At 65.6% G+C, this 14256-nt stretch carries 12 protein-coding genes; 9 read left to right on the forward strand and 3 right to left on the reverse strand.

Going from position 1 to position 14256, the window contains the following annotated elements:
- The first annotated feature begins 7 nt into the window (after positions 1 to 7).
- Positions 8 to 976: a catechol 2,3-dioxygenase gene (locus HAP40_RS15845; RefSeq protein WP_166816937.1), complete on the forward strand. Its 969-nt coding sequence runs from the start codon at positions 8 to 10 to the stop codon at positions 974 to 976.
- Positions 977 to 989: 13 nt separating this feature from the next.
- Here the strand turns inward: HAP40_RS15845 and HAP40_RS15850 are convergent, their stop codons facing one another.
- Together HAP40_RS15850 and HAP40_RS15855 are read right to left on the reverse strand one after the other, a co-directional pair.
- Positions 990 to 4517 carry a molybdopterin cofactor-binding domain-containing protein gene (locus HAP40_RS15850; RefSeq protein ID WP_166816936.1) on the reverse strand — a complete coding sequence of 1176 codons (3528 nt, stop codon included), beginning with the start codon at positions 4515 to 4517 and terminating at the stop codon, positions 990 to 992.
- Positions 4517 to 4999, reverse strand: a complete 483-nt coding sequence (locus tag HAP40_RS15855; protein WP_166816935.1) for a (2Fe-2S)-binding protein — start codon at positions 4997 to 4999, stop codon at positions 4517 to 4519. The genes HAP40_RS15850 and HAP40_RS15855 overlap by 1 nt, the downstream gene beginning before the upstream one ends.
- Before the next feature lie 250 nt (positions 5000 to 5249).
- Between HAP40_RS15855 and HAP40_RS15860 the strand changes: the two genes are divergently transcribed.
- The 8 genes from HAP40_RS15860 (at position 5250) to HAP40_RS15895 (ending at position 13488) form a co-directional block, all read left to right on the forward strand.
- On the forward strand, positions 5250 to 6707 hold the full coding sequence (locus HAP40_RS15860) for a 6-hydroxynicotinate reductase (protein WP_208024941.1): 1458 nt from the start codon (positions 5250 to 5252) through the stop codon (positions 6705 to 6707).
- Positions 6704 to 7597, forward strand: a complete 894-nt coding sequence (locus tag HAP40_RS15865; RefSeq protein WP_166816933.1) for a UPF0280 family protein — start codon at positions 6704 to 6706, stop codon at positions 7595 to 7597. The genes HAP40_RS15860 and HAP40_RS15865 overlap by 4 nt, the downstream gene beginning before the upstream one ends.
- 15 nt (positions 7598 to 7612) lie before the next feature.
- Positions 7613 to 8197 (forward strand): amino acid synthesis family protein, encoded by a 585-nt coding sequence (locus tag HAP40_RS15870; RefSeq protein ID WP_084803796.1) that lies wholly within the window; start codon positions 7613 to 7615, stop codon positions 8195 to 8197.
- 80 nt (positions 8198 to 8277) lie between these two features.
- Positions 8278 to 9480: an ABC transporter substrate-binding protein gene (locus HAP40_RS15875; protein ID WP_166816932.1), complete on the forward strand. Its 1203-nt coding sequence runs from the start codon at positions 8278 to 8280 to the stop codon at positions 9478 to 9480.
- A gap of 160 nt (positions 9481 to 9640) precedes the next feature.
- Positions 9641 to 11530 (forward strand): ABC transporter permease, encoded by a 1890-nt coding sequence (locus HAP40_RS15880; protein ID WP_166816931.1) that lies wholly within the window; start codon positions 9641 to 9643, stop codon positions 11528 to 11530.
- A complete protein-coding gene (locus HAP40_RS15885) occupies positions 11527 to 12318 on the forward strand; it encodes an ABC transporter ATP-binding protein (protein WP_166816930.1) in 792 nt (263 codons plus the stop codon). Before HAP40_RS15880 ends, HAP40_RS15885 begins: the two co-directional genes overlap by 4 nt.
- Positions 12315 to 13019 (forward strand): ABC transporter ATP-binding protein, encoded by a 705-nt coding sequence (locus HAP40_RS15890; RefSeq protein WP_166816929.1) that lies wholly within the window; start codon positions 12315 to 12317, stop codon positions 13017 to 13019. The genes HAP40_RS15885 and HAP40_RS15890 overlap by 4 nt, the downstream gene beginning before the upstream one ends.
- 13 nt (positions 13020 to 13032) lie before the next feature.
- Entirely contained in the window at positions 13033 to 13488 is a 456-nt protein-coding gene (locus HAP40_RS15895) for a MarR family winged helix-turn-helix transcriptional regulator (protein WP_166816928.1), read from the forward strand.
- Between the two features lie 13 nt (positions 13489 to 13501).
- Here the strand turns inward: HAP40_RS15895 and HAP40_RS15900 are convergent, their stop codons facing one another.
- Complete coding sequence (locus tag HAP40_RS15900; protein ID WP_166816927.1) at positions 13502 to 14191, reverse strand: hypothetical protein; 690 nt, start codon at positions 14189 to 14191, stop codon at positions 13502 to 13504.
- Positions 14192 to 14256 lie beyond the last annotated feature (65 nt).

Genomic DNA, 14256 nt, shown 5'->3' on the forward strand with positions numbered 1-14256 from the left:
GGAAAGCATGCAGCCCGAACCGATCCTCGATCTCGCTCATCTCGGCCACATGGAGCTCTTGACGCCTAAGCCCGACGAGAGCCTGAGATTCTTCGTCGACGTCATGGGCATGACCGTCAGCGGGCAGAAGGGCGAGTCGGTCTACTTGCGCGGCTGGGACGATTACGAGCGCTATTCGCTCAAGCTCACGGCCTCGAAGACATCGGGCATGGAGCATATGGCGCTGCGCGCGCGCAGCCAGCAGGCGCTGGAGCGCCGGGTCGCGGCGTTGAAGGGTTCCGGCTTCGACATCGGGTGGATCGACGGTGACATGGGGCAGGGGCCGACCTTCCGCTGCCGCGATCCCGATGGCCACATCGTCGAGCTCTATTACGAGACCGAATGGTATCAGGCGCCGCCGGAGCTGAAGCCCGCACTCAAGAACCAGGCGCAACGCTTTCCGGCGCGCGGCGTCAACGTTCGCCGCCTCGATCATCTCAACTGCCTCGCCGTCGACATCAAGGCCAACCGCGAGTTCTTCGAGAATTATCTCGGCTGCCGGCTCACCGAGCAGATCGTGCTCAATGACGGGCGGGAAGCGGCGATGTGGCTGACGATGTCGAACAAGAGCTACGACTTTGCCTATTCGCTCGATCATTCCGGCACGCCCGGCCGTTTCCACCACGTCACCTACGCGCTCGACAGCCGCGAGGAGATTCTGCGCGCCGCCGACATCTTTCTGGAGAACGGGGTGCATATCGAGACCGGGCCGCACAAGCACGCGATCCAGCAGACTTTCTTCCTCTATGTCTATGAGCCCGGCGGAAACCGCGTCGAGGTCGCCAATGCCGGCGCACGTCTCATCCTCGCGCCCGACTGGAAGCCGATCGTGTGGACCGAAGAGGAGCGTAAGAAGGGCCAGGCCTGGGGCCTCAAGACGATCGAGTCGTTCCACACCCACGGCACGCCGCCAGTGGAGATCAAGAAGCACGCTTGATTGCGTCCTGCCGCTAATCCACGGACGATCGCACGCGCGCGATCGTCTCGCGCACGCCGGTCCAGGCCGGCTTGCCCGGCGCGAACTGCTTGCGCAAGAAGGTGACGAGCTCCTCGACCTGTGCATCGCTCATGCTGTTTCTGAAGGCAGGCATGTAGCCGAGATCGCTCGACACCGGCTCGGTGATGCCGTGCAGGATCGCCTGCACGAGATTGTCCGATGTCGCGCTATGCAGATTGCTGTTGAGCGCCAGTGAGGGCCGGGTGCCGAACAGCGGCAGACCGCCGACCTCGTGGCAGACGGCGCAGGCGCCGAGATAGAGCCGCGCGCCGGTGGACGAGGCCGCGGAGACTTGCGTTGTGCTCTCGAATTTCGCGGCGAGCGCATCCTGCGCTTGCCGGTCGGTCGCCGTCTCGTTGAACGAGTTCAGATAGACCGCCATCGCGCGAATGTCCTGGTCGGGCAGAGCCTTGAGATCCCTGACGACGGGCGCCATCGGGCCGGCCGCGACGCCGTGGTAGCGAGAATGGCCGGTGCGCAAATAGGCGAAGAGCTCATCTTCGGTCCACGGGATCGGTGCGTGCGAGATCGAGGTCAGCGGCGGTGCTTCCCAACCCTCGGCAAAGCCGCCGGCGAGATAAGCGTTGCGCTGCTCGGCGCCGAGCGTGTTGCGCGGCGAATGGCAGCCGCTGCAATGGCCGAGACCCTCGACGAGATAGGCGCCGCGGTTCCACTGCTCGGACTTCGCGGGATCGGGCTTGAATTCCGTTGTCTGGTGGAACAGCGCATTCCAGCCCGCGAGCAGCGGCCGCAAATTGAATGGGAAGGCGAGTGTATTCGCCGGTGCCGTCGCGCGCACTGCGGGCTGGGCCATCAGGTAGGCATAGAGCGCCTGCATGTCGGCGTCGCTGGTCTTCGCAAAATGCGTGTAGGGGAAGGCGGGATAGAGCTGCCGTCCGTCGCGATGCACCCCGTCGCGCATCGCGCGCTCGAAGGCCGGATAGGACCAGGCGCCGATGCCGGTTTCGACGTCGGGCGTGATGTTGGTCGCGTGGATCGTGCCGAACGGCGTCTGGAGCGCGCGACCACCGGCGTTGGGCGCTCCGCCGAGGCTGGTGTGGCACTCCGCGCAATTGCCGAGCGCGGCGAGCTGCTGGCCGCGCGCGATGGTCGCTGCGGAATAGACCGACGCATCGGGCCGCGCGATCGGCGCGATGGCGCGGGCCGGAAGCAGCGCCGCGCCGATGCCGATCGCGGCGGTGCAGACGGCCGCAATCGTCGCGACGAGACCGGCGCGCTTGGAGAAGGGATTTTCCCAGACGCGAAACGGCGGCGAGGCAGGAGCCGGCAGCGCCTGTGGCGTCGCCGGCGCATCCCTATGCAGCCCTTTCAGGATCCGCTCGGGCGTGAATGGCGGCTCGCGAAAGCGCACGCCGGTGGCATCGAAGATCGCGTTCGCGATCGCCGCGGCGCTCGGCACCGAAGCGGATTCGCCGACGCCGAGCGGCGGCTGGTCCTGACGCGGCAGCATCAGCACGTCGATCTTTGGCACGGCGGGGAAGGGGATGATCGGGTAAGCACCCCATTCGCGCGCCGCCACCGCGCCGCGCTCGAAGGAGACCTCCTCCATCAGCGCGCGACTGGTGGACTGGATGACGTTGCCGTGGATCTGGTGCCGCACGCCGTCCGGATTGATCATCAGGCCGGAGTCCTGTCCCGCGACGATGCGTGTGACGCTGACGTCGCCGGTCGACTTGTTCACGGCGACATCGGCAATCCAGGCCGACCATGCCGCGCCATAACCGGGGAATTTGCTGTGGACGTAGAGCGCATAGGCAAAGCCGCGCCCGTGCACGACCTCGCCGTCCTTCTCCTCACGCACGGGGCGCGGCGTCCAGCCGGCGCGCTCGGCGACCGCGTTGACGAGATCGATCGCGCGCGGGTCTTTCAAATATCGCAGGCGGTATTCGATCGGGTCGACGCCGGCCTCGGTCGCGGCCTCGTCGATATAGGATTCATGCGCGAAGGTATTCGGCAACGCCGAGACGCCGCGAAACCAGGACGCGCGCACGATCGGCGGCATGTCGTGGGCGACCACGCGCATGTGGTCATAATCATAGGGCGGGATCGCGGTGCGGTCGCCCATCTGGAGCACGGCGGGCTCGGGCGAGACCCGCCCCGTCAACAGCAATGCCAGCGTCGGGGCGGCGTTCGAGGGATAGCGCGTGGCGAGATCGTAACCGGCGACGCCGCCGTTCGCGTCCAATCCGCCATTGACGTCGATGAGCTGGGCGGTGCCCTTGGGCTCCCAGGCGTGCTCCTGCTCGCGGGTCAATTGCACGCGGACGGGCCGGCCAACCGCACGCGACAGCAGCAATGCGTCCGCGGTGACGTCGTCGGCACAGTTGCGGCCGTAGCAGCCGGCAGCCTCCAGGCGGACGACCTCGATCTCGCTCTCGGGCCGCTCGATCAGCAGCGCCAGATCGCTGCGCAGCACATGCGGGTTCTGCGTGCCGGACCAGACGCGGATGTTGCCATCCTGGAAATCGGCGACCGCACAGGAGGGGCCGATCGAGGCGTGCATCTGATACGGCCAGACGTAGGTGCGCTGCATCGGCTTGGCGGCGCCGGCAATGGCGGCATCGACGTCGCCCTTGTCGATCAGCGTGCGCGGCGTCGATGGATTGGCGCGCAGCGCGGTCTCGACATCGGCAAGATCGGTGAGATCAGGCGTCGGCTTCCAGCTCACCTGGAGCTGTTCCGCCGCGCGGATCGCATTCTCCTCGCGCTCGGCGACCACGCCGACAAAATCGCCGATGCGCACCACGGCCTTGATGCCGGGAATGTCGCGCACCGAGGTTTCATCTACCGCGATAAGGCTGGTGCCGACGAACGGGCCGGCATCGACGCCGGCATAGGGTGGCCGCACCACGCGGCCGTGCAGCATGCCGGGCACACGGATATCGTGCACGAAGGTGAGCTCGCCCGTGGCCTTGCCGGGCAGGTCGACGCGCGGCATCGACTGGCCGACGATGGCGTAGTCGCCGACGGGCTTCACGGCGACGTCGTCGGCGAGCTCGAGGCGAATGGTTTCGCCGCCGATCAGCTCGCCATAGCTGACGCTGCGATTATCCTGACCGCGCACGAGGCCGTCCTCGATCCTGAGATCGGTCTCCGGCAGCTCGAGCCGTTCGGCCGCGCGCGCGATCAGGAAGTGTCGCGCCTGCGCGGCGGCCCTGCGCAGGGGGACGGCGGTGATCTGGATGGTTTCGCTCGCGATGGTCGCACCTTGGTTGGGCACCAATGCGGTATCGCCGAGCACGACGACGACGCGGGCAAAGGACACGTCCAGCTCTTCGGCGACGATCTGGCCGAGCGCGGTGCGGATGCCGGTGCCGAGATCGACATGGCCGTTATAGGCCGTGACCGAGCCATCCGCGGTGACGCGGATGAAGGTCTCGGATGTGACCTCGTCCACGGTGCGGACGACGACGAGCGAACCGGATGGCCGCTCAGCTCCGTTCGGGATCGGGGAGGCCATCAATCAGCGGCCTCGATGAGCTGGCCTGATGCACGCATCACCGCGCGCAGGATTTCAACATGGGTGCCGCAGCGGCAGAGATTGTAACGCAGCGCCACCATCGCCTCGGTCTCGGTCGGTCGCGGATTGACCGCCAGCAGCGCCTTGGTCGTCATGATCATGCCGTTGAGGCAATAGCCGCATTGTGCGGCCTGCTCGTCGATGAAGGCCTGCTGCACCACATCAGGCTTGTCGCGGGTGCCGAGGCCTTCGAGCGTCACGATGTCGCGCCCGATGCAGCCACTCACGGGAATCACGCAGGAGCGTGCGGCTGCGCCGTCGATCAGGACAGTACAGGTGCCGCATTCGCCGAGGCCGCAACCATATTTGGGGCCATTGAGCTGAAGATCATTGCGCAGCACATAGAGCAGCGGCGTCTGGCGTTCTGCCGTGACGTCGTGGATTCTGCCGTTCACGGTGAGGCGGATCAGTGTCTGCGTCATCCTCGTTCCCAAGCCCGCGGCTAAGTGCTGCAAAATCCATGGCGCGACGATACCGTTTGTACACAAACGTGCAAGCCATGCATGCCGCACTGCAGCGTGACTTGCCTTCTTTGTGGACAGGCCGGATAGGCAAATGAGGTTTTATGCGGCAGCCGCATCTTTTGCGCCGCACCGCCGCTTGACAGCACTCGGCACCGCGCGCAACATCGTTCGTACACGAATGATAACCGCGGTGTCTGCTGGCTCTGACATGGTGATGGATACGACGAGCGCTGCCATCGACAAGATCCGCTGCGATGCCTGTCCGGTGATGTGCTACATCAAGCCGGGCGCGGCCGGCGCCTGCGACCGCTACGCCAACCACGACGGCAAGCTCGTTCGCGTCGATCCACACGTGATCCTGGAGCGCACCGTTTCGCATGGCGGCAAGCTCGTCCCGTTCAGCCGTACCGAAGACTGGGACGGCAAGATCGTCCACGAGCCTTCGACCTTCGTCACCGCGATCGGCGCGGGGACGACCTATCCCGACTACAAGCCGGCGCCGTTCATCGTCTCCGCGGAAGTCGATGGCGTCGACATGGTGACTGTCGTCACCGAGGGCATCTTCTCCTATTGCGGGATCAAGGTGAAGATCGACACCGACCGCTATCTCGGTCCAGAGACCGCGACGGTTCGCGCGCAGGGCGAGGCGGTCGGCCATGTCACGACGAGTGAATACGGCTCGCAGATGCTGTCGCTCGGCGGCGTGCATCATCTCACCGGCGGCTCCAAGAAGGAGGGCCGAGTCACCTGCGACACGCTGATGGATCTCGCCAATTGCAAAGCCGTGGAGCTGACCATCGACGGCGGCGCGAGCGTGGTGGTGCAGGCCGGCCAGCCGCCGATCGTGAACGGCGTGAAGGAAGAGCGCATGCGCGTCGGCTGCGGCTCGGCGACGATCGGCATGTTCGCCAAGCAATGGCATGGCAAGGTCGACGAGGTCGTCGTGGTCGACGACCACATCACCGGCGTGCTCAGTGAGCATCAGGCCGGCAAGCTGCTCGACATCGCCGACACCGGCATCAAGATGAAGGGTCGGCGCTCGACACCCGGCCGCTATTTCCAGGTCGCCGACCCCGGCACGGGATGGGGCGGCACCAACATCTCCGATCCGCTGGCGATCCTCGGCCCCTTCGACAAGAAGGAGGCCAAGGCCGGCCTATCGATGCTGATGGTCTCCACGACCGGCGAACATTCGTCCTATTACGTGCTCGACGAGGCCTTGAATCCGGTCGAGACCGAGATGCCTGCCGACCTCAAATTCTCGGTCGAACGCATCCAGGAGAATTGCGAGCCGGCGCTGTGCACGGTGCTGTTCATGGCTGGCGCAGGGGGCTCCTTGCGTGCGGGCGTCACCGACAACCCGGTGCGGCTGACGCGATCGGTGAAGGACGCGCTGACGCGCGTCACCAGCGGCGGTGCGCCGGTCTATGTCTGGCCGGGTGGCGGCATCACCTACATGGTCGATGTGACGCAGATGCCCGCCGGCGCGTTCGGTTATGTTCCGACACCGGCGCTGGTCGCGCCGATCGAGTTCACGATGAAGCTGTCCGACTATGCCGCGCTCGGTGGCCACATGGACTACGTCAAGCCGCTCTCCGAGGTGCAGGGCGGCGACGATGTTCGCCAGCTGCCCTGGCAGAACCCGATTCCGGGACCTGGGGCATGACGCGGCTCCCGCAAATCGCATTGCTGTCTGATGGCCGGCGGCTGCATTTGCAGGATGGGCCGATTGATCTGATCGTGGAGGCGAGGGGAGAGACGGGTGCGGTGCGCGCGGCCTATGAGGCCGCGGCCCGGCGGTTCACCGGACTCCTCGACGAGCTCTGCGCGGAACTGCCGGAGCTGCGAACGGCTGCCGGGGAGCGGACATCGCTCAAGGGCGTCGTGACGCGGCGGATGCACGCCGCAGTCGCGCCCTATGCCGCTGACGGCTTCATCACGCCGATGGCTGCGGTTGCCGGCAGCGTCGCCGAGGAGATCCTGGGCGCGATGCTCGGTGCTGCGACACTCGATCAGGCTTATGTCAACAATGGCGGCGACATCGCGCTTCACCTTGACAGGGGTGAGCATTTCTCGGTCGGTCTGATGGACCGGCCGGATCGCGCCGGCGTGATGCGGACGATGACGGTGAAGGCGGAAGATCCCGTGCGCGGTGTCGCGACCAGTGGACGCCATGGCCGCAGCTTTTCGTTCGGCATTGCCGACGCGGTGACCGTGCTGGCGGCGACGGCGTCGCAGGCCGATGCGGCAGCCACGATCATCGCCAATGCCGTGGATCTGCCGGGACACGAGGCCGTCATCCGCAAGCCCGCCAACGAGCTTCAACCCGACAGCGATCTCGGCGCGCGCCTCGTCACCCGCGATGTCGGCGCGCTGTCGCACGATGAGGTCGCGACTGCGCTTGAATCTGGCGCGGAATGTGCACGGCGATTGTTCGATCGCGGATTGATCGAAGGGGCCGTGCTGCGGCTTTGTGGTGATATGCTTGTCATCGGACTTAGGGATATAGAAGAGCAACGATCGCGCTCGCTCGTGCTGGAGAACGCGGTTGCCTGAACGGGGAAGTGAAACATGAGCGCGATCATCCGCAAGATCGTCACCGTCGTCGAAGAGACGCAGATGGAGATGGGCCGCCAGGTCTCGCCGCCGACCCGGCGCGCGGCTGCAATCGCCGTGATCGAGAATCCCTTCGCCGGAAAATATGTCGAGGACCTGTCGCCGCTCATCGCGATCGGCGAGGAGCTTGGCGAGCTGCTGTCGAAGCGCGCGGTCGCCGCGCTCGGCATCGATGGTGCCAAGGCGCAGAGCTACGGCAAGGCCGCAGCCGTCGGCGAGAACGGCGAGTTGGAGCATGCGGCCGCGATCCTGCATCCGAAGATGGGCGCGCCGGTGCGTAAGGTCCTGAGCAAGGGCGCGGCGCTGATCCCGTCGTCGAAGAAGCGCAGCGGTCCGGGCACGACGCTGGACATTCCGCTGGGGCACAAGGACGCAGCCTTCGTCCGCAGCCATTTCGACGGCATGGAGGTGCAGATCAACGATGCACCGCGCGCCAACGAGATCATGGTCGCGGTCGCCGTCACCGACAGCGGCCGTCCGCTGCCGCGGGTCGGCGGGCTGACGGTTGCGGAGATCAAGGGCGAAGACGGTTTGAGATGAGACGATCCGGAGAGCCGGGCACAGGCTTTCCGATCAAATCGATTGCGAAAGACAGAGAAGTTCAAAAACTGGAGGTTGGGATGCGAGCAAGAAATTACTTCGTCGGCGCGGCCTTCGCGCTTCTGGCCGGCGGCATGGCCCATTCGGCCCTGGCGCAGGACATCAAGATCGGCGAGATCAACAGCTATTCGCTGTTGCCGGCCTTCACCGAGCCCTATCGCAAGGGCTGGCAGCTCGCAGTCGAAGAGATCAACGCGGCCGGCGGCATCAACGGCAAGAAGCTCGTCGTCATCTCCAAGGATGACGGCGGCAAGCCGGCGGATGCGCAGACGGCGGCCAATGAGCTGGTGTCGAGCGAGGGCGTGGCAATGCTCGCGGGCACGTTCCTGTCGAACATCGGCCTTGCGGTCAGCGACTTCGCCAACCAGAAAAAGGTGTTCTTCCTCGCGGCCGAGCCGCTGACGGACGCCATCACCTGGTCCAAGGGCAACAAATACACTTTCCGCCTGCGTCCTTCCAACTACATGCAGGCGGCGATGCTGGTGGAGGCCGCCAGCAAGCTGCCGGCGAAGCGCTGGGCGACGATCGCGCCGAACTATGAATACGGCCAGTCGGCGGTCGCGGTGTTCAAGAAGCTGATGTCGGAGAAGCGTCCTGACATCCAGTGGGTCGACGAGCAGTGGCCGCCGCAGGGCAAGATCGACGCGGGCCCGGTGGTGCAGGCGGTTGCCGCCGCCAACCCGGAAGCAATCCTCAACGTCACTTTCGGCGCCGACCTCGTCAAGCTCGTGCGCGAAGGTAACACCCGCGGTCTGTTCAAGGGACGCGAGGTCGTCTCGTTCCTGACCGGCGAGCCCGAATATCTCGACCCGCTCAAGGACGAGACGCCCGAGGGCTGGATCGTCACCGGCTATCCCTGGTACTCGATCAAGACGCCCGAGCATGATGCGTTCCTCAGGGCGTACCAGGCCAAGTTCAACGACTATCCGCGCCTCGGCTCGATCGTCGGCTACCAGACCATCAAGTCGGCGGCAGCGATCCTGGCCAAGGCCGGCTCCACTGATCCGGAGAAGCTGATCGCAGCGGCCGAGGGGCTGTCGATGCCCTCGCCATTCGGCGAGATCACCTTCCGCAAGATCGACCATCAGTCGACGCTCGGTGCCTATGTCGGCAAGACGGCGCTGAAGGACGGCAAGGGCGTGATGGTGGACTCCAGCTACAAGAAGGGCGCGGACTATCTGCCCAGCGACGCCGAGGTCGAGAAGCTCCGCCCGAAGGATTGATCTCCGCTGCCGTAGGGTGGGTTAGCCGAAGGCGTAACCCACCACGGTCTGCATCCGCAAAAGCAGAAGAGGTGGGTTACGTTGGGCTAACCCACCCTACGAAGCTCTCTCCTCCCGTAAAGGCGGCGAGAGGTGACGTCAAACCTAACCCGGACCGCCGATGGCCTTTTACGTCGTACAGTTTCTGACCGGTCTCGCCAGCGCAGCGTCGCTGTTCCTGGTGGCGTCGGGCCTGTCGATCATCTTCGGCGTGACGCGGATCGTGAATTTCGCGCATGGCGCCTTCTACATGATCGGCGCCTACATCGCCTTCACGCTCACCGAGCGGCTTTCGGGCGCGTTCGGTTTCTGGGGCGGCATCGTGCTGGCGGCGCTGGCCGTGGCAGTGATCGGCGTCATCGTCGAGATGGTGCTGCTCCGCCGCATCTATCATGCGCCGGAGCTGTTTCAGTTGCTCGCGACGTTCGGCCTCACCTTGATGGTCGAGGACCTCGTCGTCCTGGTCTGGGGACCCGACGACCTTGTCGGGCGCCGGGCGCCGGGCTTCAGGGGCGCGATCGATTTCTTCGGCCAGAACATCCCGAGCTACGACCTGTTCCTGATCGTGCTCGGACCTGTTGTGCTCGGTATTCTCTGGCTGCTGTTCCAGCGCACGCGCTGGGGTGTGCTGGTGCGAGCGGCAACGCAGGACCGCGATATGGTCGCCGCGCTCGGCGTCAATCAAAAGTGGCTGTTCACGAGCGTGTTCGCAGTTGGCGTCTTCCTCGCAGCCCTCGGCGGAGCGCTTCAGATCCCGCGCGATGCCGTGCACCACGCCATGGACCTGCGGATCATCGTCGAGGTCTTCGTCGTGGTCGTGATCGGCGGGCTCGGCAGCATCGTCGGCGCCTTCGTTGCGGCCGTGCTGGTCTCCGAGCTCAATGCCTTCGGCATCCTGATCTTTCCGAAGATCTCCATCATCCTGGTCTTCCTGGTGATGGCGGTGGTGCTGATCGTGCGTCCCTGGGGCCTGTTCGGCAAGCCGGAGGCGGCCGCGCGCAAGACCCCCGGCCTTACCGTCAATCCCTGGCGGCCGCTGACGTCGAACGAGCGGTTGGTGGCGCTTGCGGCGCTCGCCGTCGCGGCGATGCTGCCGCTGTTCGCCGGCAATTATCTGCTCACGGTCGGCTCGGAAATCGCGATCTTCGTGATCTTCGCCGTCAGCCTGCACTTCCTGATGTCGGTCGGCGGCCTCGCGTCCTTCGGCCACGCCGCCTATTTCGGCCTTGGCGCCTACGGCGTTGCCTTCCTCGCCAAGATGGCGGGGTTGCCGATGATCGTTTGCCTGCTGCTGGGGCCGCTGCTCGGCTGCATGGGCGCCGCGGTGTTCGGCTTCTTTGCCGTGCAGCTTTCCGGCGTCTACTTTGCGATGCTGACGCTCGCCTTCGCGCAGATCGTCTGGTCGATCGCGTTCCAGTGGGTGAGCGTGACGGGCGGCGACAACGGCATTTTGGGCGTCTGGCCGGAAAAATGGGCGGCGAGCCCGTCGAACTTCTATTGGCTTGCGCTCGGCGTCGCGGCGCTGGTGACGGTGGCGCTGCGGGCCATGGTGTTCTCGCCGTTCGGCTATGCGCTTCGCGCCACGCGCGACTCGCTTCTGCGCAGCGAAGCCATCGGCATCGATGCCAAGCGTATCCAGTGGACCGCCTTCGTGATCGCCGGCACGACCGCCGGCATCGGCGGTGCGCTGTTCGCCTATCTCAAGGGCAGCGTCTTCCCCGACAATCTCGGCATCTCGCTGTCGGTCGATGCGCTGGTCATGGTGTTGCTCGGCGGCGTCGAGACGGTGTCGGGCGCGGTGATCGGGGCCATCGTCTACAAGGCGCTGAACATCTGGCTGGTCAGCCAGACCGACCTGTCGAAGCTCGTGCTCGGTGGCTTCATCATGCTGATCGTCGTCGTCTTCCCCAAGGGGATCGTCGGCATGCTCGAGATGCTGGCGCAGCGCCGCAGGAAATCATCGCCGCCGGGATCTCCTTTGCTCGCCAAGCCGATCGAGTCTGCCGAATGAGCGTCGCACCCCCACTTCTCGCGGTCGAAGGCCTGACCAAATCCTATGGCGGCATCCACGCCGTGCGCGGCGTCTCGTTCTCGCTGCGGGCCGGCGAGATCCTGGCGCTGATCGGCCCGAACGGGGCCGGCAAGAGCACCTGCTTCGACATGCTCAACGGCCAGAACAAACCGGACTCCGGCCATGTCCGCCTGCTCGGCGAGGAGATCACCGGCAGGAAGCCGCGCGAGGTCTGGCGGCTCGGGGTCGGGCGCACATTCCAGATCACGGCGACCTTTGCCACCATGACCGTGCGCGAGAACGTGCAGGTCGCGCTGATCTCGCACGGCAAGCAGCTGTTCAATCTGTTCGGCTCGGCGCCGAAGTTCGACCGTGGAGAGGCTGGCCGTCTGCTCGAGCTGGTCGGCATGGGCGGCTATGCGGACCGGCCCTGCGGCGAGCTCGCCTATGGTGACCTCAAGCGGCTCGAGCTTGCCGTCGCGCTCGCCAACGAGCCGAAGCTGCTCTTGATGGACGAGCCGACCGCGGGCATGGCGCCGCGCGAGCGGGTCGACCTGATGCGGCTGACCGCGCAGATCGCGCGGGAGAAATCGATCGGCGTGCTCTTTACCGAGCACGACATGGACGTGGTGTTCGAGCATGCCGACCGCATCATCGTGCTCAACCGCGGTGCGCTGATCGCGGAGGGCTCGCCGGCGGAGGTGCGCGGCAATCCGCAGGTGCAGGCGGTCTATCTCGGCGAAGGCCTCGTCTACGACGCCCGCCATCGCGATGGAGCCTCGGCATGAAGCTGACGGTCGAGGCGCTCAACAGCCATTACGGGCCGGCGCATATCCTGTTCGACATCGGCTTCGAGGTCGGCGAGGGCGAGGTTGTCGCGCTGCTCGGGCGCAATGGCGCCGGCAAGTCGACGACGTTCCGCTCGATTGTCGGCCTCGTCGCGCAGCGGACCGGCCGCATCATGTTCGGGGGCAAGGACGTCTCGGTGCGCCCGACACACGAGATCGTCCGCGAGGGGCTCGGCTACGTGCCGGAGGAGCGGCGTATTTTCACGGATTTGACCGTCGAGGAGAATCTCGAGGTCGGCCGTCAGCCCAAGCGTCCAAACGCGCCGTATTGGACGCGCGAGAAGCTGTTCGCGCTGTTTCCAAATCTGGGTGAGATGAAGAACCGCCCGGGCGGCCGCATGAGCGGCGGCGAGCAGCAAATGCTGACGATCGCGCGTACGCTGATGGGAAATCCGTCGCTGGTTCTGCTGGACGAGCCCTCGGAGGGTCTGTCGCCGAAGATCGTGGAGCAGATGGTCGACGCCATCCTGACGATGAAGAAGGAGGGCGTCAGCATCGTCGTCTCCGAGCAGAATCTGCATTTCGCGCGGCTGATTTCCGATCGCGCCTACATTATCGAGCGCGGCCGCATCTGCTTCGGCGGCACCATGGCCGAGCTCGACGCGCGTCCGGATATCCGCGACGCGCATCTGTCGTTGTGAGGGCGGGGAACGGATGGCGAGAAGCGTTGCGGCAAAGAAGAGCGTGAAACCGGCAAAACCGCCTTACGTCCTCGACGAGCAGGTCGGCTTCATCCTGCGCCAGGTCTGGCAGCGCCACAGCTCGATCTTCTCCCGGGACATCGGCACCAATCTGACGCCGACGCAATGGGCGGCGTTGTCGAAGCTCGCCGAGACGGGTGCGTGCTCGCAGAACCAGCTCGGTCGTCTCACGGCGATGGACGTTGCGACCATCAAGGGCGTGATCGACCGCCTGACCGCGCGCGGCCTGACCGAGACCAGCCAGGATCCCGAGGATGGCCGGCGGCTCCTTGTCAGCCTGACGCGCGCGGGTCAGCAGCTCGCCGAGAAGCTGGCGCCGAATGCGCTGGCGATCACCCGCGAGACGCTGGCGCCGCTCGACGCAAGAGAGCGCGAGACGCTGATGACGCTGTTGAACAAGCTGCGATAGCGAAGACGGAAGCTCAGGTCTTGCCTGGCCATTTGGCGCGGTAGCGGATTTCGCTGCCATCGTCGAGGCGTCGCCACGTTCCAAATTCCGGCGTATGCGGTGCCCGGGCCGTCAGGTCAATCGGATAGATCCGGCTCGGCTGGCCCTGGATGTTCACGGCGAGTTGCCGGTGCGAGGTTCGAAACGCGAGTTCGACTTCACCTGCGATGACGCGCTGGTCGCCGTCGCGATAGAAGGCGGCCGGGGTCACTTCGCCGGGCATGGTGTTCAGGTCGGTTTGCAGTTCGATGGTGATCCCCTGCGCTGATGTCGGCACCGTCGCCCCCGCTGGAAAGCGAACCTCGAACACGAGCAGGGGATTGCCGCCGTTCCGGTTGAGCCATGGCGTCGCAGTGGCATAGGCATAGGCAATGTAGATGCCGATACCGGCAACGCAGAGCAGGGCGGCGACCCCGAGGGATTTCAGGCTGTTGCTCGCGACGCTTCCATTGCCTGGGGCCGTGCCTGGACGCGACACCAGCCGGCTGGCGAGCACCGCCCCACCGATCGCCCCCATGGGGGAGTAGACGAACAGTGCCAGCAGGCCCGATGTGATCGGGTCCGCCCGATCGCCAAAATCGAGCAGGGAGAACAGCACAAAGATCGCGACATAGCCCGCCACCGCACCGGCGACGCCGGCGGCAACCCGCGACGAACTCTTCATGATCTCCTCGGAGCTTGAGAATGGGCGGCCCTCGGAGGGCTGTCCGCATTAGACGCAGCAAGCAG

The organism is Bradyrhizobium sp. 1(2017), from assembly GCF_011602485.2.
Taxonomy (GTDB): Bacteria; Pseudomonadota; Alphaproteobacteria; order Rhizobiales; family Xanthobacteraceae; genus Bradyrhizobium.

Excerpts from the sequence above, each read along its gene's own strand:
- HAP40_RS15860 (WP_208024941.1), top strand. The coding sequence starts at position 5,250 with ATGGTGATGGATACGACGAGCGCTGCCATCGACAAGATCCGCTGCGAT.
- HAP40_RS15855 (WP_166816935.1), bottom strand. The coding sequence starts at position 4,999 with ATGACGCAGACACTGATCCGCCTCACCGTGAACGGCAGAATCCACGAC.
- HAP40_RS15850 (WP_166816936.1), bottom strand. The coding sequence starts at position 4,517 with ATGGCCTCCCCGATCCCGAACGGAGCTGAGCGGCCATCCGGTTCGCTC.
- HAP40_RS15895 (WP_166816928.1), top strand. The coding sequence starts at position 13,033 with ATGGCGAGAAGCGTTGCGGCAAAGAAGAGCGTGAAACCGGCAAAACCG.
- HAP40_RS15875 (WP_166816932.1), top strand. The coding sequence starts at position 8,278 with ATGCGAGCAAGAAATTACTTCGTCGGCGCGGCCTTCGCGCTTCTGGCC.
- HAP40_RS15845 (WP_166816937.1), top strand. The coding sequence starts at position 8 with ATGCAGCCCGAACCGATCCTCGATCTCGCTCATCTCGGCCACATGGAG.
- HAP40_RS15885 (WP_166816930.1), top strand. The coding sequence starts at position 11,527 with ATGAGCGTCGCACCCCCACTTCTCGCGGTCGAAGGCCTGACCAAATCC.
- HAP40_RS15890 (WP_166816929.1), top strand. The coding sequence starts at position 12,315 with ATGAAGCTGACGGTCGAGGCGCTCAACAGCCATTACGGGCCGGCGCAT.
- HAP40_RS15870 (WP_084803796.1), top strand. The coding sequence starts at position 7,613 with ATGAGCGCGATCATCCGCAAGATCGTCACCGTCGTCGAAGAGACGCAG.
- HAP40_RS15865 (WP_166816933.1), top strand. The coding sequence starts at position 6,704 with ATGACGCGGCTCCCGCAAATCGCATTGCTGTCTGATGGCCGGCGGCTG.
- HAP40_RS15900 (WP_166816927.1), bottom strand. The coding sequence starts at position 14,191 with ATGAAGAGTTCGTCGCGGGTTGCCGCCGGCGTCGCCGGTGCGGTGGCG.
- HAP40_RS15880 (WP_166816931.1), top strand. The coding sequence starts at position 9,641 with ATGGCCTTTTACGTCGTACAGTTTCTGACCGGTCTCGCCAGCGCAGCG.